The sequence below is a fragment of the Neorhizobium petrolearium genome, assembly GCF_029854435.1.
In the GTDB taxonomy this organism is placed as follows: domain Bacteria; phylum Pseudomonadota; class Alphaproteobacteria; order Rhizobiales; family Rhizobiaceae; genus Neorhizobium; species Neorhizobium petrolearium.
Genome location: NZ_CP123000.1, coordinates 3,200,467 through 3,217,675, shown reverse-complemented (window position 1 = coordinate 3,217,675; position 17,209 = coordinate 3,200,467). Strand labels below are relative to the sequence as shown.

Below are 17,209 nucleotides of genomic sequence, written 5' to 3'. Positions count from 1 at the left end.
TTTACCGACCCTTAAACGATCGGGATTATCATTAATGATGCCTGTAAACGAAAGGTTAACGCGGCGGAGAATTTATTAACGCCGCGCGTATTTTTTGATCCGGAGTGTAACAAGCCGGATGAACGGGCCTGGGTCTCGCTATCCACGGAGTATTGCGTATGAAGTCGCGTGACAGCCTAGTTCGCCTGAAGGGATTTCAGGTTAATGAGAAGCGCCGCCAGCTGCAGCAATTGCAGATGATGATGGCCGAATTCGAGCGGATGGCCAAGGAGCTCGAACATCAGATCATTCTCGAAGAGAAGAAGACCGGTATTGCCGATCCGAATCACTTCGCCTATCCGACCTTCGCGAAGGCCGCCCGGCAGCGGGCAGACAACCTCCAGGTTTCGATTCGCGAGTTGAAGGTTCAGCAGGAAAGTGCGGAACTGGCGCTCGAGGAAGCGGAGGCGGAACTCGCCAAGGCTTCGGCGCTCGAAGAGCGTGATGGTGGAATGCGCGCCCGAGCCTAAGAAGGTCGGGCGGCATAGTACGGAATATTTCAAATGCGGGGCGGCGCTTTGGCGCCTGCGCCCGATTTCCGTTTTAGCGCGTTTGCCAACGTCTACGCGCGCGACCTTCCCCTTACTGGAGAATATCCTGCCAATCCGGATGGCGCTCCACCTGGCTCTTGAAGAAAGGGCAAAGGGGGATGATCTTCCAGCCGCCCTTGCGGGCGTCCTCCACCGCATGTAGCGCCAATGCCTGGCCGACGCCCTTGCCGCGCAGTCCGTCCGGCACGCCGGTGTGGTCGATGATGATGAGCCGGGGGGACGCCCGCGAATAGGTCATTTCCGCGTAGTAGCCGTCAATCTCTGCGACGTAGCGCCCGCCGGATTGTGTTTCTTCACGCCTGATATTCATGATCATCCCGCTTTCTCCTGGTACGGGATGATGTAATACGGGACAACAGGCCGGAGAGAAATAGCCAGGCAGCATCTCGATGGGTTACCGCACTGTCAACCGGAGGAAAACGATGAGCTTGGTGCGGCCGCTTCTTCTTCTGCTTGCCGCAATTTTCCTGGCGCTGGGGCTTATCCTGCCGATCATCCGTCTCGAGAGGCTTTATTTCTTTACTGAAACGCCGTCACTGGTCGAACTCGTTGCGTCGCTCTTTCAGACGGGAGATACGGGGCTGGCGCTGTTGGTGGGGTTGTTTTCGATCATCTTTCCGATCTTCAAGCTGACCGGACTTGCGATACAGCTTTCAGGCCGGGTTGACGAGGTAGGGCTTTTCCGCCGCGCGATGCCGCATCTCTCGAAGTGGTCGATGATGGATGTGATGCTTGTGGCAATCGTGGTCTTCGCGGCGAAAACCAGTGGACTGGCAGTCGCGGTCTCTCAGCCGGGGCTATGGTTTTATGCCGCATCGACTGTGATTGCCGGACTTTTGCCGTCGCTCACCCGGATCGGTCGGGATGTTGACGGCGGCACAAAGTGAAAGTGCCGTTCGTCTCCTGCAGCGGCACCTTGTTCTATACGAGCGGTTTACCGTGAATTCGTGCTTGGGCTAACGCAATTCCCGGGGGAAAACCAAGTCCGGCTTTCCGGAATTGTCCCTAGTGGCGATATTGCTGAATGCGCGTGGTGCGAAGACCGGCCAAGCCATGGTCGTTGATGGAGGACTGCCAGGACAGGAATTCCTCGACGGTGAGGGTGTAACGCTCGCAGGCTTCTTCCAAGCTCAACAGGCCACCACGAACTGCGGCAACAACCTCTGCCTTTCTCCGGATAACCCAGCGGCGCGTATTGGCCGGCGGAAGATCGGCGATCGTCAAAGGGCTGCCATCGGGACCGATGACATATTTTACTCGGGGACGTATCATTTCGGTCATTGGACTCTCTACACAACACAAGACCACTTCCGTGAGCCTAGCTCTGCAGTTTTAACATTTGACTAAACAGGTTGCGGCATTTGTTCAAAGCTTGCTGATAACCCACCTTGCGCGATCTCCGGCAGCGCGCAGAACGCGTTCCTCTCTGAGGGTGGAAGACGCCGAACGGTTGCCCATTCAAGCCTGCAGCCGGAAAAACTTGGAATTAGAAGACTTTACCGCCCCTATGTTCGACGAGAACCGTGCCGAACATGGTGCGCGGATCGAGCAGGATCGAGAAATTGTCGATGTAGTGGAGGTCGCAGGCGATGCGGGCGCGCGTCTTGCCGGGGCGATCCGTGGGACCGCGAAGACTGCGTATGTGTGCCAAACCGGGCATGCCAGGCTTTACCGAATGGCGGCGATGATAATCCGCAACCAGATCTTCATGAGGAATGCAGGGGGCCAGCATGCCGATCGCATTGGCAGTGGAGCCCGACCAGCGGCATGTCGCCGTTCAGGACATTCAGGAACTGCGGAAGCTCGTCGATATTGGTTCTGCGGATGACGAAGCCGACGCCGACGCGGGTAATGCGCGGATCGCCCTTGGTCGTCTGGGCCACCCTGTCGTATCACCAAGACAGGTGCGCATGGAGCGAGACTTGTGGACTCGGATCTTGCAACTGTCCTTGCCCCAGCAGACCAGCGTGAGGAGCGCGGGTCCGGGACAGCCGAGCCGGATCAGAAGGGCAGCCATCAATTATCCGCGGCAAGAGCCATGATCAAGACTGTCAGTGAGACGCCGATGTTGAGCGACCGTTTGACGACAGTCGGTATGCTTGCGTCAATGCGCTGTTTGCAGGATAGAGGGCATTTCAGGTTGGAAGTCGTCTCGGCCATGGTGCGCTCCGTTCTCGATCGGTGCCGGGTCTCGAGCCTGCGGAAAAGGCGAGGAGGCGAACGCAGCCAAACCTTTGATAGCGTTGGAGCGGAGCGCAGAAAATATGCCCAGCGGGGGAACGCCCTTACCCTGATATGCAACGGCAGCCGCCCTGATTTTCCTTTATCGCAATCAGGGCCTTGGATGTCCTGATTGCGCTTGTCCTTTCTCTCGCATATGCGAATGTGTGGCCGCAATGAACGGGACAGGTGCATGCGCTATTCGGCATATTCCATCTTGAAGCAGGCGCTTTCGGGCAACCGGCTATGGAAGCCGGCCTGGCGCGAGCCGCAACCGAAGCCGCATTACGACGTGATCATCGTCGGCGGCGGCGGTCACGGGCTTTCGACCGCCTATTACCTCGCCAAGGAGTTCGGCATCACCAATGTGGCCGTGCTGGAGAAGGGCTATCTCGGTTCCGGCAATGTCGGCCGCAACACCACGATCATCCGTTCCAATTACCTGCTCGAAGGCAATAACCCTTTCTATGAGTTTTCTCTAAAGCTCTGGGAGGGGTTGGAACAAGACTTCAATTATAACGCGATGGTCTCGCAACGTGGCATCGTCAACCTTTTCCATTCCGATGGACAGCGCGACGAATATGCCCGCCGCGGCAACGGCATGCGCATGCACGGGGTCGATGCGGAACTGCTGGATCGCGACCAGGTCCGCAAGATGATGCCCTATCTCAACTTCGATCATGCCCGGTTCCCGATCATGGGCGGGCTCTATCAGAAGCGCGGCGGCACCGTCAGGCACGATGCGGTTGCCTGGGGCTATGCGCGTGGCGCCGATGCCCTGGGCGTCGACGTCATCCAGCATTGCGAGGTCATCGGCATCCACCGTGAGAACGGTCGCGTAACCGGTGTCGAAACGACCAAGGGCTTCATCGGTTGCGGAAAGCTGGCGCTCGCTGCTGCGGGCAATACGACGACGGTCGCGCGCATGGCCGATCTCGAACTGCCGATCGAGACGCATGTGCTGCAGGCATTTGTCTCGGAAGGGCTTAAGCCGGTGATCGATCACGTCATCACCTATGGCGCCGGGCACTTCTATATATCGCAATCGGACAAGGGCGGACTGGTCTTTGGTGCCGAAATCGATTTCTATTCCTCTTATGCCCAGCGCGGCAATCTGCAGACCGTCGAGCACACGATGGAAGAGGGCGTGTCGCTGATCCCCGGCCTTTCCCGCGCAAAGGTCTTGCGAAGCTGGGGCGGTGTGATGGACATGTCGATGGACGGTTCGCCGATCATCGACCGCACGCCGATCGACAACCTCTATCTGAACTGCGGCTGGTGTTACGGCGGCTTCAAGGCGACGCCCGCTTCCGGTTTCTGCTTCGCCCACCTGATCGCGAAGAACGAGACGCACCATGTCTCGCGCTTCATGCGCCTCGACCGGTTCGAGCGCGGCTATACGATCGACGAGGCGGGCAAGGGGCCGCAGCCGAACCTTCACTGAGACATCCCCATCGAGAAAACCCAATGGCAAGCCTGATTACCTGTCCGCATTGCGGTACGAGACCGAAGGAAGAGTTTTCCATCCGGGGCGCTGCCGCGCCGAAGCGCCCATCTGCGACGGCGAAGGACGAGGAGTGGCACCGATACGTATATATCCGCGACAATCCCAGGGGACGTTACCAGGAATACTGGCACCATGTGGCCGGCTGTCGTCGTTTCCTGGTGGTCGATCGCGACAACCTCACCCATGAGGTCTTCGGCGTGAGCGATGCCTACGATTTCGAACGGGCGAGGACGGCCGGATGACATCCCATCGGCTTGCTTCCGGCGGTATGGTCAATCGCGGCCAGTTACTCAATTTCACCTTCGATGGCCGGACCTTCAGGGGATTCGAGGGGGATACGCTTGCGTCGGCGCTGCTTGCCAACGACCAGATGCTGATGGCCCGCAGCTTCAAGTATCACCGGCCGCGCGGAGCGGTGACGGCGGGGTCTGCCGAGCCGAACGCGTTGATGACGATCGGTAGCAGTGCCCGCCGCGAACCGAATGCCCGCGCGACGGTGGTCGAGCTTTATGACGGACTCGTGGCCGCGAGCCAGAACCGCTGGCCATCGCTGAAGCACGATTTCGGGGCGATCAACAATCTGCTCTCGCCCTTTCTCGGGGCCGGCTTTTACTACAAGACCTTCATGTGGCCGGCGCTTTTCTGGGAAAGGCTTTACGAGCCGCTGATCCGACACGCAGCCGGTCTCGGCAAGGTCGCCATGCAGGCTGACCCCGATCGTTATGAGAAATCCTGGGCGCATTGCGACCTGCTCGTCATCGGCGCCGGGCCGACCGGGCTGATGGCAGCGCTTGCCGCCGGCCGGGCCGGAGCGCGCGTCATCCTGGCGGATGAAGGCTTCAGGCTTGGCGGATCCTTGCTCGGCGAAAGCGCTTCCGTCGGCGGGATGACCGCGACGGACTTCGCCGGTACGGTGATCGAGGAACTTGCCGCGCTGCCGAACGTGACGCTGATGGCGCGCACGACCGTGTTCGGCTGGTATGACGACATGGTGTTCGGGGCGGTCGAGAGGGTGCAGAAGCATGTCGCTCCGCCGTCGCCGGACCTTGCCGTCGAGAGGCTCTGGCGCATCGTCGCCAAGCGCGCGATCCTCGCCTCCGGCGCGGAGGAACGGCCGCTCGTGTTCGGCGGTAATGACAAGCCCGGCGTGATGACTGCGGCGGCGGCGCGGACCTATCTCAATCGCTACGGCGTTGCCGTTGGGAGCAGGGTCGCCGTCTTCACCAACGGCGGCTCCGGTTATCGCACGGCAGCCGATCTCGTTGCCAGGGGCGTGGACGTCACGGCGATCATCGATGCGCGGCCGCAGTCCACCGATCCGGTGCCGCAGGGCGTTCGCGTGGTCCGCAACGGCTCGGTCGTCGCCACCAAGGGCCGGCATCGCATCGATGGACTGATCGCCGAACGCTCCGGGTTTGAAGAGATGATCGCCTGTGATGCGCTCGCCATGTCTGGCGGCTGGTCGCCAGTCATTCACCTGATGTGCCAGCGCGGGGCAAAGCCCGTATGGTCGGACGAGAAACAGGCATTCCTTGCTCCGGATATCGGAAAAGCTTTCGTCGCGGCCGGCTCCGCTGCCGGATTCGACCGGATTTCCGACTGTCTGAAGGACGGGGCGAACAAGGCGAGCGCGCTTCTCCGCGATCTCGGCTTTGCGGCTTACGACGCTGATATTCCCGACGTCGAAGGCGAATACGATCCATCCTTCGCGCCGCTCTGGTATGTGCCGGGGGCGAAGGACAAGGCCTTCGTCGATTTCCAGAACGACGTGCATGTGGGCGATCTCGGGCTCGCGCAGCGCGAAGGTTTCCGCCATATCGAACACACCAAGCGCTACACGACGGCGGGCATGGCGACCGACCAGGGCAAGCTCGGCAATGTCAACGCAGCGGGGATCATTGCCGGCATGCGCGGCGTCTCGCCCGCCGAGATCGGCACCACCACCTTCCGGCCGTTCTACACGCCCGTTTCCTTCGGCGCGCTGGCCGGCACGGTGCGGGCCGAACATGCCGCGCCGGTCCGCACCTCGCCGTTGCAGAACTGGGCCAGGAAGAACGGCGCCGCTTTCGTGGAATCCGGACTCTGGTACCGCTCCGCCTGGTTTTCCAGAGAGGGAGAGAAAAGCTGGCGCGAAAGCGTAGACCGCGAGGTTCTGAACGTCCGCGCCAATGTCGGGCTCTGCGACGTCTCAACTCTCGGCAAGATCGAGATCTTTGGGAGAGGCGCGGCCGAACTCCTTGATCGCGTCTATTCCAACAGCTTCCTGAAACTGCCGGTCGGCAAGGCGCGCTACGGCCTGATGCTGCGGGAGGACGGCATCGTCTTCGACGACGGTACGACGAGCCGGCTTGCCGAAAATCATTACGTCATGACCACCACGACGGCTTATGCGGCCGAGGTGCTTGCCCATCTGGAATTTGCCGCACAGACCTTCTGGCCCGAACTCGACGTGCGTTTCGTTTCCTCGACGGATCAGTGGGCGCAGATGTCGCTTGCAGGTCCCAAAAGTCGAACCGTCATGAGCCGGATCGTTCAGGACGATATTTCCGATGACGCCTTTCCGTTCCTGGCGGCTCGTGAGGTGGTACTACGGGGCGGGCTGAAGGCGCGGCTCTTCCGCCTCTCCTTTTCAGGCGAACTCGCCTACGAGCTTGCGGTGCCGGCGGGTTATGGCGAGGCTGTCGCCGATGCAATCATGGAGGCGGGAGGGGACGAGGGCATCTGCGCTTACGGCGTCGAGGCCTTGAACGTGCTCCGCGTCGAGAAGGGGCATGTCACCCATAGTGAGCTCGAAGGCCGCACGACCGCAGATGATGTCGGGCTCGGCCGCATGATGGCGATGCAGAAGCCCGATTTCATCGGCAAGCGCCTTTCGATGCGATTTGGGCTCACCGCCGCCGACCGGCTGCAGCTTGTCGGTTTGAAGGCCGTCGAGGCGGACAAGGAGATCAAGGCCGGGGCGCATCTGCTGAAGGACCAGGCAAAACCATCGCTTGCCAACGACCAGGGATTCGTCTCCTCCGCCTGTTTCTCGCCGTCGCTCGGCCATTACATCGCGCTCGCCATGCTGAAATCCGGCCGCGAGCGTTTCGGCGAGCGGATCCTAGTCTGGGACGGTTTGCGCGGCTCGGAGGTGATGGCGGAAGTCTGTTCGCCGGTCTTCGTCGATCCCGATAACTTGAAACTCCATCTCTGAGGGCGGCCGATGTCGATCAATCTTCTCCACCGGCACGTGCTCGAGGATCATATTTCCGGTTTCGAGACCGATCCCAACCCGAACCATCTGTCAGTCGTCCGGCGGCCGGTGATCTTCTCCGTACTTGCCCATGCCGGGCGCGAGGTAGCTGTGGCGGAAGCCCTGAAGGCAGCGAGCGATCTTGCGCCGCGTTTCTGCGGTCCGTCGGAATGGCTGGCCGTATCACAGACCGTGGGAGCAGAGACGATTGCGGGCCTGCTGTCGAATATTGCGGGTGCGTCCTTTGTCGACCAGAGCGACGGAAAGGTGCTCATGGCTGTCTCCGGACCGAGTGTCAGAAAAATTCTGGCGAAATGCCTGGCCGTCGACCTGCATCCCGATGTCTTCGGGGAAGGCCATTCCGCCAATATGCTGTGCTGCCATGTTGCGGCGAATGTCGCCCGCACCGGTTCCGATACATTCGAGATCATCGTGCCGCGCTCGTTCGCCGGTTCGGTTTTCGACGAACTGATGGAGATGGGGCGCGAGCACGCGCTGACGCGGGGCTTTTCCGACTAGCAATGGCGCGATCGGGATATTCGCTATGTCGGAAACGACAAATCCTGCTTCGCAGAACAGTCTATTGAGCCGATCCGAGAGCAACTAACCTGGCTGGAAATCGCCTTCCTGAACGGAGACAGTTTCCATGAAAAGTCATGCCCGGGTTGTCGTCATCGGCGGTGGTGTTGTCGGATGTTCGGTCCTTTATCACCTTACCAAGTTCGGTTGGAGCGACGTTGTTCTGGTCGAACGCTCCGAACTCACGTCCGGCTCCACCTGGCATGCAGCGGGCGGCATGCACACGATCAACGGCGATCCGAACGTCGCCAGGCTGCAGAAATACACGGTTGAACTCTATAAAGAGATTGAAGCCTATTCAGGCCAGGATATCGGGCTGCACATGACTTCCGGGCTGATGCTCGCAGCGACACCCGAACGCTTCGACTGGTTGAAATCGATTCTCGCGAAGGGCAAGTACAGCGGCATGGAGGCACACCTGCTTTCCGCCAGGGAAGCGCATGAGATGATGCCGCTCCTCGACCCGGACCAGTTCGTCGGAGCGGTCTTCGATCCGAACGAGGGCCATCTCGACCCCTACGGCACGACGCATGCCTATGCCAAATCGGCGAGGAAGAACGGGGCGGAAATCTATCTCCATACCAAGGTCGAGGAACTGGTGCAGCTTCCCGACGGCGCGTGGCGGGTGATCACCGACAAGGGCGAGATCCGCGCCGAGCATGTGGTGAACGCGGCCGGCCTCTGGGCGCGCGAAGTGGGACGCATGGTCGGCCTCGAACTGCCGGTGCTTGCCATGGAGCACATGTATCTCCTCACGGAGGACATGCCGGAGGTCATCGAGTTCAACCAGACGACCGGCCGGGAACTCATGCATTGCGTCGATTTCGATGGCGAGATCTACATCCGCCAGGAACGTAACGGCATGCTGATGGGCACCTATGAGAAGGCCTGCCGGCCCTGGTCGCCGATCGAGACGCCGTGGGATTTCGGCCATGAGCTTCTGCCCGAGGACCTGGAGCGCATCACCGGTGAGCTGGAGGTTGGCTTCCGGCATTTCCCCGCCTTCAACAATGCCGGCATCCGGTAAATCATCAATGGGCCTTTCACGTTCTCGCCGGATGGCAATCCGCTGGTCGGGCCGGTGCGCGGCATGACGAATTTCTGGTCGGCCTGCGCGGTGATGGCAGGCTTCAGCCAGGGCGGCGGCGTGGGGCTTGCACTCGCCAACTGGATCATCAACGGCGATCCTGGCTTCGACGTCTTCGCAATGGATGTTTGCCGCTACGGCGATTATGCGACGCTCGCCTATACCAATGCCAAGGTGCGCGAGAATTATTCCCGCCGGTTCTCGATCCGCTACCCGAACGAGGAACTGCCGGCGGCGCGGCCGCTATTGACGACACCGATCTACGACAGGCTGAAGGCCGCCGGCGCCGTTTTCGGCACGTCCTACGGGCTTGAGACACCGCTCTGGTTTGCGCCTCCGGGTCTGGAGGACAGTTTCTCCTGGCGCCGTTCTGCCGATTTCGAGACAGTCGGCCGCGAGGCGCGAGCGGTGCGGGCAGGCGTCGGGCTGATGGAAACCTCCGGCTTTGCCAAATACGCGATCAGGGGTGAGGGGGCTCGCGATTGGCTCGATCAAATCCTTGCCGGAAAGATTCCGCCGGCGGGGCGCATGACACTTACCCCCATGCTCAATGAGGCCGGCAAGCTGATCGGCGATTTCACCCTCGCCAATCTGGATGGCGAAGAGTTTCTGCTGATCGGATCCGGCATTGCCGAGGACTATCACATGCGCTGGTTCGAGAGCCATCTGCCAGACGACGGCTCGGTGGAGGTTGACGCCCTGAACCTCGGTCTCGTCGGTCTCTCCGTCGCCGGGCCGAAGGCGCGTGATGTGTTGCAGAAGCTCACGCATCTCGACCTTTCGGGTGCGGCCTTCCCCTTCATGGCAATCCGGGAGCTCGATCTCGGCATGGCGCCGGTGATCCTCGGTCGCGTCAGCTATGCCGGCGATCTCGGCTACGAAATCTGGATGAAGCCGGAATACCAGCGTTATCTCTTCGATCTCCTGATGGAGGCGGGGGCGGAATTCGGAATCACGCTTTTCGGACTGCGCGCGCTCAACGCGCTGCGATTGGAAAAGTCCTTTGGAAGCTGGGCTCGGGAGTACCGGCCGCTCTATGGACCGAGGGAAGCCGGCCTCGGCCGGTTCATCGCCTATGACAAGCCGGTGGACTTCATCGGCAAGACGGCGGCGCTCAAGGAAAAGGCCGAAGGTGGCTCGCTTCGCCTGGTGACCTTCACGGTGAAGGCGAAGGATGCGGACGTGATCGGCGATGAACCGATCTATTTCGACGGCAAGGTGCGCGGCTGGGTAACCTCCGGCGGTTATGCGCATGCTTCCGGCGTATCCGTCGCCATGGGCTACGTGCCGAGGGAGATTGCCGGAGAAATTCACGGCTGGCAGATCGAACTGCTCGGCGAGATCCTGCCGGTGACGCTGCAACCACGACCGCTCTTCGATCAAGACGGAGCGCGGATGCGCTCGTGATCCCTACATCCTTAGTCTAAGGTTAATGGAGGGGCGATCTTAAATTTCATAAAGCAAACAGTTTGGCTAATTTTTTGACAAAGTATGCCGGTTTTTTGGAATTTCTGATCTTCGCGGAGCCAGATTGTTGAGAAGTGCCGGGTTTTTGCCCGCCTCTCGGCTTTTTGTCTTCACATTTCTTACGAAACCGTTATGGAATGCGCCTAAGAACTCAAGAACCCGCAAGGGGCGTAAATACAAGAGGTGCGGCCATTCCAGGATCGCACCCAGGGGAAAGTATATGGAGTATTTTATCCAGCAGCTCATCAATGGGCTGACTCTTGGGTCCATCTATGGCCTTGTGGCAATCGGCTATACGATGGTTTATGGCATCATCGGCATGATCAACTTCGCCCATGGTGACATTTTCATGCTCGGGGGCTTTGCTGCTCTCATCGTCTTCCTGATCCTCACGTCCTTCTTCGCCGGCATTCCGGTGGCGCTGCTTCTGCTCGTCATGCTGATCGTCGGCATGCTGATGACGGGCCTGTGGAACTGGACGATCGAGCGTGTCGCCTATCGGCCGTTGCGCGGCTCGTTCCGGCTGGCGCCGCTGATCACCGCGATCGGCATGTCGATTACGCTGTCGAACTTCATCCAGGTGACACAGGGGCCGCGCAACAAGCCGATCCCGCAGCTCGTCACCGACGTCTACCATATCGGCGCGATCACCATTTCGCTGAAGCAGCTGATTATCGTGGCTGTCACGTCGGCTCTGCTCTTCGCCTTCTGGTACATCGTCAACAAGACGCCGCTCGGCCGCGCCCAGCGCGCCACCGAGCAGGATCGCAAGATGGCCGCTCTTCTCGGCGTCGACGTCGACCGGACGATTTCGGTCACGTTCGTGATGGGTGCCGCACTCGCTGCTGTCGCCGGCTCCATGTACCTGATGTATTACGGCGTCTCGAATTTCAACGACGGCTTCATCCCGGGCGTCAAGGCGTTCACCGCGGCCGTCCTCGGCGGCATCGGTTCACTGCCCGGCGCCGTCCTCGGCGGTCTGATGATCGGCCTCATCGAATCCCTCTGGTCGGCCTATTTCACGATCGCCTACAAGGACGTCGCGACTTTCGTGATCCTCGCCTTCGTGCTGATCTTCAAGCCCACGGGCATTCTCGGCCGGCCGGAAGTGGAGAAGGTCTGACATGGCTGCCCCATCTGAAAACACTTCGTCCGGCCTGATGGTGAAGGCCGTCAGGGAAGGCATCTTCGCGGGCATCATCGCCCTTGGCATGTTCATTCTCTATGTCGGCATAGAGACCTACCAGGACATCGACAATCGGCTCGTCTGGCGTACCCGCTGGGGATTGCTTGCGATCTTCGTGGCGGTCGCCGCGATCGGCCGCTTCCTCATGGTCGGCGTCATCAAGCCGCATTTGGATCGCCGCAAGCTCGCCAAGGCAAAGAGCGGCATCCTCGAAATCTCCGAGGAAAAGAGCTTCTTCCACAGGCACTTCCTCAAGATCGCGCTGATTGCGCTCCTGCTCTATCCGATGGCCTCGGTCTGGCTTTTCGGTACCCAGGGGTCGTTGAAATATGTCGACAACTTCGGCATCCAGATCCTCATCTACGTGATGCTTGCCTGGGGTCTCAACATTGTTGTGGGGCTCGCCGGCCTGCTCGATCTCGGCTATGTCGCCTTCTACGCCGTCGGCGCCTATTCCTATGCGCTTCTGTCGGCGCATCTCGGCCTGTCTTTTTGGGTGTTGTTGCCGCTTGCCGGCATCCTGGCTGCCCTCTGGGGCGTCATCCTCGGCTTCCCAGTGCTGCGGCTGAGGGGCGACTATCTGGCGATCGTCACGCTCGCCTTCGGAGAGATCATCCGCCTCGTGCTCATCAACTGGACGGATGTCACCAGGGGCACGTTCGGCATTTCCGGCATCAAGAAGGCGTCGATCTTCGGCATCTGGTCGTTCGATGTGGGGTCGCCGAACTACTTCCCCAAGGCTTTCGGTCTCGCCACCTCGTCCGCCTATTACAAGATCTTCCTCTTCTACGTGATCCTGGCACTTTGCCTGCTCACAGCCTATGTGACCATCCGTCTGCGCCGCATGCCGATCGGCCGCGCTTGGGAGGCGCTGCGCGAGGACGAGATCGCCTGCCGTTCCCTCGGTATCAATACGGTGACGACCAAGCTTACAGCCTTTGCGACCGGCGCGATGTTCGGCGGTTTCGCCGGCTCGTTCTTCGCCACCCGGCAGGGCTTCGTCTCTCCGGAAAGCTTCGTCTTCCTGGAATCGGCTGTCATCCTGGCGATCGTCGTGCTTGGCGGTATGGGCTCGCTCACCGGGATTGCCATCGCCGCCGTGGTGATGGTCGGCGGCACCGAACTCTTGCGCGAGATGGCATTCCTGAAACTCGTCTTCGGTCCGGATTTCACGCCTGAACTCTACCGCATGCTGCTCTTCGGGCTTGCGATGGTCATCGTCATGCTCTTCAAGCCGCGCGGTTTCGTCGGCACCAGGGAGCCGACGGCCTTCCTCAAGGAGCGCAAGGTGGTTTCCGGCAGCTTTACGAAGGAGGGTCACGGCTGATGGCCCCCGAGACGAACACGATGACTTCCACGACAATTGGCGACACCATCCTCAAGGTCGAGCACCTCTCGATGAAGTTTGGTGGTCTGATGGCTATCAACGACTTCTCCTTCGAGGCCAGGCGCGGTGATATCACGGCCCTGATCGGCCCCAATGGCGCCGGCAAGACGACCGTCTTCAACTGCATCACCGGCTTCTACAAGCCGACCATGGGCATGATCACGCTTAGGCAGAGGGATGGCCGCGAGCACCTTCTGGAGCGGCTCAAGGATTTTGAGATCACGAAGTCCGCGAAGGTTGCCCGCACCTTCCAGAACATCCGGTTGTTCTCGGGGCTCACGGTTCTGGAAAACCTGCTGGTCGCGCAGCACAACGTGCTGATGAAGGCATCCGGTTACACGATCCTCGGCCTGCTCGGCCTGCCGACTTACAAGAAGGCAGTCGGGGCGTCGATCGAGAAGGCGAAATACTGGTTGGACAAGGCCGATCTCACTGATCGCGCCGACGATCCGGCGGGGGATCTGCCCTACGGCGCCCAGCGCCGTCTGGAGATTGCCAGAGCCATGTGCACGGGCCCGGAACTACTCTGCCTCGACGAACCGGCCGCCGGTCTCAATCCGCGCGAGTCCGCAGCGCTCAACACGCTTCTGCATTCGATCCGCAGCGAGGGCGTTTCGATCCTGCTCATCGAACACGACATGTCGGTGGTCATGGAAATCTCCGATCATGTGGTGGTGCTGGAATACGGCCAGAAGATATCCGACGGTACGCCGGACCATGTGAAGAACGACCCCAAGGTTATCGCCGCCTATCTCGGCGTCGAGGATGACGAGGTGGACGAGGTGATTGCGGTAGAGCTTGAGGGAGGGGACCGCTGATGGCCGGTGAATCCCTTCTGAAGGTCCAGGGCGTCGAGACCTATTACGGCAACATTCGCGCGCTGGCGGGTGTCGATGTCGAGGTCAACAAGGGCGAGATCGTCAGCCTGATCGGCGCCAACGGCGCCGGCAAGTCGACCCTAATGATGACGATCTGCGGCAGTCCGCAGGCCCGTAACGGACAGGTCATCTTCGACGGAGAAGACATTACCCGCCTGCCGACGCATCTCATCGCTCGCAAGCGGATCGCGCAATCTCCGGAAGGCCGGCGCATTTTTCCGCGCATGACCGTTCTGGAAAATCTGCAGATGGGCGCGGGCCTCGATAACCTCAAATATTTCGCCGAGGACGTCGAGAAGATTTTTACGCTCTTCCCGCGCCTCAAAGAGCGCCAGAGCCAGCGCGGCGGTACGCTCTCGGGTGGCGAGCAGCAGATGTTGTCGATCGGGCGCGCGCTGATGGCGCGGCCGAAGCTGCTGCTGCTTGACGAGCCGTCGCTGGGCCTGGCGCCTCTCATCGTCAGAGGCATTTTCGAGGCGATCAAGAAGCTCAACCAGGAGGAGGGACTGACCGTCTTCCTCGTCGAGCAGAATGCATTCGCGGCACTCAAGCTTTCCGACCGGGCCTATGTCATGGTCAACGGCAAAGTAACGATGAGCGGGCCTGGCAGAGAGCTTCTCGCCAATCCGGAAGTGCGCGCCGCCTATCTCGAAGGCGGACGTCACTGACCGGGCCGCGAAGGGAGATTTGATATGCAGGGACTTTTCTTCGAAGACGATACCGGTGTCCGCTACGTCCTGCGCTTTCTCGTCATGCTGATCGGTTTCTGGACCGCCTGGCGTACCGGCAAGGCGGTCGCAGACGGCTGGAGCGGCCTGCCGACGGTGATCGTCTATACGCTCCTTCTCGGGGTCGTGATGCGTTTCATGCATTACGCGCTCTTCCAGGGGCCATTCATCAGCGCCTTTTACTACGTGATCGACGTGGTGCTTCTCTCGATCTTCTCGATCGCCGGATTCCGCCTGCGCCGGACGCGCCAAATGGTGCAGAATTACTACTGGCTCTATGAGCCGACCTCCGCTTTTTCATGGAAGAAGAAAGATTGACAGGTGGAGTTTTCTACCCTCAGATTGGTTCAGGTCGAGCCTCAAACTGAAACCTAGAGTGGAACAATTTCCGGCACGGTCATGGTGGGTATTGTGCCGGTTTTTCAAACCAAACCCGCTTTAAGAAACTGGGAGTAAATCAATGAAGAAGTCTCTTCTTTCCGCTGTTGCGCTGACGGCCATGGTCGCTTTCAGCGGCAGCGCATGGGCCGATATCCTCGTCGGCGTCGGCGGACCGCTCACCGGCCCGAACGCCGCCTTCGGCGCGCAGCTGCAGAAGGGCGCCGAGCAGGCTGCTGCTGACATCAATGCCGCCGGCGGCATCAACGGGGAAAAGATCAAGATCGTTCTCGGTGACGACGTTTCCGACGCCAAGCAGGGCGTTTCGGTCGCCAACAAGTTCGTCGCTGACGGTGTGAAGTTCGTCGTCGGCCACTTCAACTCGGGCGTATCGATCCCGGCTTCTGAAGTCTATGCCGAAAACGGCATCATCCAGGTCACTCCGGCGTCCACCAACCCGACCTTCACCGAGCGCGATCTGTGGAACACCTTCCGCACATGCGGCCGTGACGACCAGCAGGGCGGGGTTGCCGGCAAGTACATCGCCGACAACTTCAAGGACGGCAAGGTCGCTGTCATCCATGACAAGACCCCATACGGTCAGGGCCTCGCCGACGAAACCAAGAAGGCGATGAACGCCGCCGGCGTCAAGGAAGTGCTCTACGAAGGCGTCACCACCGGCGACAAGGACTTTTCGGCTCTGATCGCCAAGATGAAGCAGGCCGGTGTCACGCTCGTCTACTGGGGCGGTCTGCACACCGAGGCGGGCCTCATCATGCGCCAGATGAAGGATCAGGGCATCAAGGCTCCGATGATGTCGGGTGACGGTATCGTTTCGAACGAGCTTGCCTCGATCGCCGGCGATGCCGTCGACGGCACGCTGATGACGTTCGCTCCCGACCCGCGCAAGAACCCTGCTGCCAAGGAGCTCGTCGAGAAGTTCCGCAAGGCTGGTTTCGAGCCGGAAGCCTATACGCTCTACTCCTACGCTGCTCTGCAGATCATCGCGGAAGCTGCCAAGAAGGCCGGTTCGACGGAAGGCGAGAAAGTCGCCGAGACCATGAAGTCTTCGGGTCCGTGGAAGACTGCGATCGGCGAGATCGGCTTCAACGAGAAGGGCGACATCACCCGTCCGGACTATGTCATGTACAAGTGGGGCAAGGGCGCCGACGGCAAGTACACCTATACCGAGATGTGATTTCGTTGCGGGGTCACTCGTACGAAGGAAGTCGCGGAAGCCCGGCATTGCCGGGCTTCCTTGCGTCTGGAACCGCCGCAGGCAGTCGGATGGTGATCGGGCATCGGGAACACATATAAAAAGGTCGATGCTGCCGAGCGCATTCATCTGTTACCTCGGCGGGAGGAGGATATTCCCGTCGACATCAAACGAGGGCCCGTAAACGAGGGGCCAATCGAAAATAAGCTGTTGGTACCGGACTTGGAAATTGCCGCCGTTGGTACATATTAACAAATGTCATCCAACGGGGGAGATCAGGTTATGAATTTAAGTGCCATTATTGCCCAGATCATCGGCGGTGCCGTCGGCGGAACCGCGGGCGGAAAAATTCTGAAAGATTCTGACCTCGGTCAGATCGGGAATCTCATAGCTGGCGCAGTCGGAGGCGTTGGCGGCGGTTCTATCCTCGGCTCAATGCTTGGCGCCGGCGGCGCTGCGGCGGGAGGCATCGACATCGCGGCTCTTGCCGGCCAGCTCGTCGGCGGCGGTATTTCCGGCCTTGTTGTTCAAATCATCGTTGGTCTGGTCATCAACAAGCTTTTCAAGAAAGCCTAACTGCAGTGACGCATCGAATGGTAGGGCAGGGAGGCAATCGTTCTGCTGCTTTCCCGTGATATCGTCGCACGCAAGCTTTGATATCTGCCTGCCCGGCGGGAGCAATGGCTCCCGCTATGTAATCATTCGGCCGGATCGACGCACCGCGGACAGTTTCCGGCGGCATTTGCCTGGC

At 60.2% G+C, this 17,209-nt stretch carries 17 protein-coding genes and 1 pseudogene; 14 read left to right on the top strand and 4 right to left on the bottom strand.

All coding sequences use genetic code 11. The features are described 5' to 3' along the window. Window positions 1-158: 158 nt before the first annotated feature. Window positions 159-509, top strand: a complete 351-nt coding sequence (locus QEO92_RS15920) for a hypothetical protein (protein ID WP_037149194.1) — start codon at window positions 159-161, stop codon at window positions 507-509. A gap of 112 nt (window positions 510-621) precedes the next feature. Here the strand turns inward: QEO92_RS15920 and QEO92_RS15915 are convergent, their stop codons facing one another. Next, on the bottom strand, window positions 622-900 hold the full coding sequence (locus QEO92_RS15915) for a GNAT family N-acetyltransferase (protein ID WP_037149657.1): 279 nt from the start codon (window positions 898-900) through the stop codon (window positions 622-624). A 112-nt stretch (window positions 901-1,012) separates the two neighbouring features. Between QEO92_RS15915 and QEO92_RS15910 the strand changes: the two genes are divergently transcribed. Next, entirely contained in the window at window positions 1,013-1,477 is a 465-nt protein-coding gene (locus QEO92_RS15910; protein WP_081952779.1) for a paraquat-inducible protein A, read from the top strand. Between the two features lie 118 nt (window positions 1,478-1,595). On the opposite strand, the gene sciP is transcribed toward QEO92_RS15910, so the two are convergent. From sciP to QEO92_RS15895, 3 genes are all read right to left on the bottom strand, one after another. After that, a complete protein-coding gene (gene sciP / locus QEO92_RS15905; RefSeq protein ID WP_018327815.1) occupies window positions 1,596-1,871 on the bottom strand; it encodes a CtrA inhibitor SciP in 276 nt (91 codons plus the stop codon). 205 nt (window positions 1,872-2,076) lie between these two features. Continuing rightward, complete coding sequence (locus QEO92_RS15900; protein ID WP_265105701.1) at window positions 2,077-2,250, bottom strand: hypothetical protein; 174 nt, start codon at window positions 2,248-2,250, stop codon at window positions 2,077-2,079. A 46-nt stretch (window positions 2,251-2,296) separates the two neighbouring features. Then, the gene (locus tag QEO92_RS15895) at window positions 2,297-2,473 is read right to left on the bottom strand and encodes a sugar transferase (RefSeq protein ID WP_280107452.1); all 177 of its coding nucleotides are present in this window, start codon (window positions 2,471-2,473) and stop codon (window positions 2,297-2,299) included. 530 nt (window positions 2,474-3,003) lie between these two features. On the opposite strand from QEO92_RS15895, the gene QEO92_RS15890 reads away from it, so the two are divergent. The 12 genes and pseudogenes from QEO92_RS15890 to QEO92_RS15835 all read left to right on the top strand — a co-directional run bounded on the left by QEO92_RS15890 (window position 3,004) and on the right by QEO92_RS15835 (window position 17,034). After that, a complete protein-coding gene (locus QEO92_RS15890; protein WP_037149199.1) occupies window positions 3,004-4,254 on the top strand; it encodes a sarcosine oxidase subunit beta family protein in 1,251 nt (416 codons plus the stop codon). 23 nt (window positions 4,255-4,277) lie between these two features. Further along, entirely contained in the window at window positions 4,278-4,559 is a 282-nt protein-coding gene (locus QEO92_RS15885) for a sarcosine oxidase subunit delta (protein WP_227703668.1), read from the top strand. Continuing rightward, window positions 4,556-7,513 (top strand): sarcosine oxidase subunit alpha family protein, encoded by a 2,958-nt coding sequence (locus tag QEO92_RS15880; protein ID WP_227703667.1) that lies wholly within the window; start codon window positions 4,556-4,558, stop codon window positions 7,511-7,513. The genes QEO92_RS15885 and QEO92_RS15880 overlap by 4 nt, the downstream gene beginning before the upstream one ends. Window positions 7,514-7,522: 9 nt before the next feature. Further along, window positions 7,523-8,071 carry a sarcosine oxidase subunit gamma gene (locus tag QEO92_RS15875; RefSeq protein ID WP_037149208.1) on the top strand — a complete coding sequence of 183 codons (549 nt, stop codon included), beginning with the start codon at window positions 7,523-7,525 and terminating at the stop codon, window positions 8,069-8,071. 127 nt (window positions 8,072-8,198) lie between these two features. Next, window positions 8,199-10,625, top strand: a pseudogene (locus QEO92_RS15870) (GcvT family protein). 280 nt (window positions 10,626-10,905) lie between these two features. Continuing rightward, window positions 10,906-11,808 carry a branched-chain amino acid ABC transporter permease gene (locus QEO92_RS15865; protein ID WP_037149214.1) on the top strand — a complete coding sequence of 301 codons (903 nt, stop codon included), beginning with the start codon at window positions 10,906-10,908 and terminating at the stop codon, window positions 11,806-11,808. Window position 11,809: 1 nt separating this feature from the next. Next, window positions 11,810-13,198 (top strand): high-affinity branched-chain amino acid ABC transporter permease LivM, encoded by a 1,389-nt coding sequence (livM, locus tag QEO92_RS15860; protein WP_037149216.1) that lies wholly within the window; start codon window positions 11,810-11,812, stop codon window positions 13,196-13,198. Continuing rightward, a complete protein-coding gene (locus tag QEO92_RS15855) occupies window positions 13,198-14,076 on the top strand; it encodes an ABC transporter ATP-binding protein (protein WP_227703666.1) in 879 nt (292 codons plus the stop codon). The genes livM and QEO92_RS15855 overlap by 1 nt, the downstream gene beginning before the upstream one ends. Then, entirely contained in the window at window positions 14,076-14,804 is a 729-nt protein-coding gene (locus QEO92_RS15850) for an ABC transporter ATP-binding protein (protein WP_227703665.1), read from the top strand. Before QEO92_RS15855 ends, QEO92_RS15850 begins: the two co-directional genes overlap by 1 nt. A 24-nt stretch (window positions 14,805-14,828) precedes the next feature. Continuing rightward, window positions 14,829-15,182, top strand: coding sequence for a DUF6867 family protein (locus tag QEO92_RS15845; protein ID WP_037149225.1), 354 nt, complete (start codon window positions 14,829-14,831; stop codon window positions 15,180-15,182). A 142-nt stretch (window positions 15,183-15,324) separates the two neighbouring features. Beyond that, window positions 15,325-16,440: a branched-chain amino acid ABC transporter substrate-binding protein gene (locus tag QEO92_RS15840; protein ID WP_037149228.1), complete on the top strand. Its 1,116-nt coding sequence runs from the start codon at window positions 15,325-15,327 to the stop codon at window positions 16,438-16,440. A gap of 300 nt (window positions 16,441-16,740) precedes the next feature. Continuing rightward, window positions 16,741-17,034 carry a hypothetical protein gene (locus QEO92_RS15835; RefSeq protein WP_227705184.1) on the top strand — a complete coding sequence of 98 codons (294 nt, stop codon included), beginning with the start codon at window positions 16,741-16,743 and terminating at the stop codon, window positions 17,032-17,034. Window positions 17,035-17,209 lie beyond the last annotated feature (175 nt).

Excerpts from the sequence above, each read along its gene's own strand:
- QEO92_RS15885 (WP_227703668.1), top strand. The coding sequence starts at position 4,278 with ATGGCAAGCCTGATTACCTGTCCGCATTGCGGTACGAGACCGAAGGAA.
- sciP (WP_018327815.1), bottom strand. The coding sequence starts at position 1,871 with ATGACCGAAATGATACGTCCCCGAGTAAAATATGTCATCGGTCCCGAT.
- QEO92_RS15880 (WP_227703667.1), top strand. The coding sequence starts at position 4,556 with ATGACATCCCATCGGCTTGCTTCCGGCGGTATGGTCAATCGCGGCCAG.
- livM (WP_037149216.1), top strand. The coding sequence starts at position 11,810 with ATGGCTGCCCCATCTGAAAACACTTCGTCCGGCCTGATGGTGAAGGCC.
- QEO92_RS15855 (WP_227703666.1), top strand. The coding sequence starts at position 13,198 with ATGGCCCCCGAGACGAACACGATGACTTCCACGACAATTGGCGACACC.
- QEO92_RS15900 (WP_265105701.1), bottom strand. The coding sequence starts at position 2,250 with ATGCCCGGTTTGGCACACATACGCAGTCTTCGCGGTCCCACGGATCGC.
- QEO92_RS15865 (WP_037149214.1), top strand. The coding sequence starts at position 10,906 with ATGGAGTATTTTATCCAGCAGCTCATCAATGGGCTGACTCTTGGGTCC.
- QEO92_RS15910 (WP_081952779.1), top strand. The coding sequence starts at position 1,013 with ATGAGCTTGGTGCGGCCGCTTCTTCTTCTGCTTGCCGCAATTTTCCTG.
- QEO92_RS15850 (WP_227703665.1), top strand. The coding sequence starts at position 14,076 with ATGGCCGGTGAATCCCTTCTGAAGGTCCAGGGCGTCGAGACCTATTAC.
- QEO92_RS15890 (WP_037149199.1), top strand. The coding sequence starts at position 3,004 with ATGCGCTATTCGGCATATTCCATCTTGAAGCAGGCGCTTTCGGGCAAC.
- QEO92_RS15835 (WP_227705184.1), top strand. The coding sequence starts at position 16,741 with ATGAATTTAAGTGCCATTATTGCCCAGATCATCGGCGGTGCCGTCGGC.
- QEO92_RS15840 (WP_037149228.1), top strand. The coding sequence starts at position 15,325 with ATGAAGAAGTCTCTTCTTTCCGCTGTTGCGCTGACGGCCATGGTCGCT.
- QEO92_RS15875 (WP_037149208.1), top strand. The coding sequence starts at position 7,523 with ATGTCGATCAATCTTCTCCACCGGCACGTGCTCGAGGATCATATTTCC.
- QEO92_RS15845 (WP_037149225.1), top strand. The coding sequence starts at position 14,829 with ATGCAGGGACTTTTCTTCGAAGACGATACCGGTGTCCGCTACGTCCTG.
- QEO92_RS15915 (WP_037149657.1), bottom strand. The coding sequence starts at position 900 with ATGAATATCAGGCGTGAAGAAACACAATCCGGCGGGCGCTACGTCGCA.
- QEO92_RS15920 (WP_037149194.1), top strand. The coding sequence starts at position 159 with ATGAAGTCGCGTGACAGCCTAGTTCGCCTGAAGGGATTTCAGGTTAAT.